At 71.4% G+C, this 384-nt stretch carries 1 protein-coding gene; it reads left to right on the top strand.

The window, feature by feature from the left end:
• The coding region (locus ACFC3J_RS22865; protein WP_375198197.1) for an outer membrane protein at positions 1 to 384 on the top strand (384 nt) is incomplete at both ends.

Below are 384 nucleotides of genomic sequence, written 5' to 3'. Positions count from 1 at the left end.
GGCCTGCTCGACTTCGGTGCGGACGATGGTCTGCAGGGCTTCGTCGGCGGTGGTGCCGGTGTCGCCCGCGTCAAGGCGACGCTGGATCCGCGTCAGTCGTATCGTCTGATCGACGATTCGGACACCGTGTTCGCGTGGCAGGCCCTGGCGGGCATCCGCGCGCCGCTGAGCGACCATGTCGACGTCTCGCTGAAGTATCGCTTCTTCAACGCGGACAACGTCAACCTGTTCGACCAGCGCGGCAGCGCGTACGATGGTCGCTTCCGCTCGCACTCGCTGCTGGGTGGCGTGACCTACAACTTCGGCGCACCGGAAGCGGCTCCGCCGCCCCCGCCGCCGCCCCCGCCGCCTCCGCCTCCCCCCCCCCCCCCGCCGCCGCCGCCG

Source organism: Sphingobium sp., from assembly GCF_041987595.1.
Lineage (GTDB): Bacteria > Pseudomonadota > Alphaproteobacteria > Sphingomonadales > Sphingomonadaceae > Sphingobium.
Note: the sequence above shows the minus strand (reverse complement) of the source record. Positions and strands in the feature narration are given on the sequence as shown.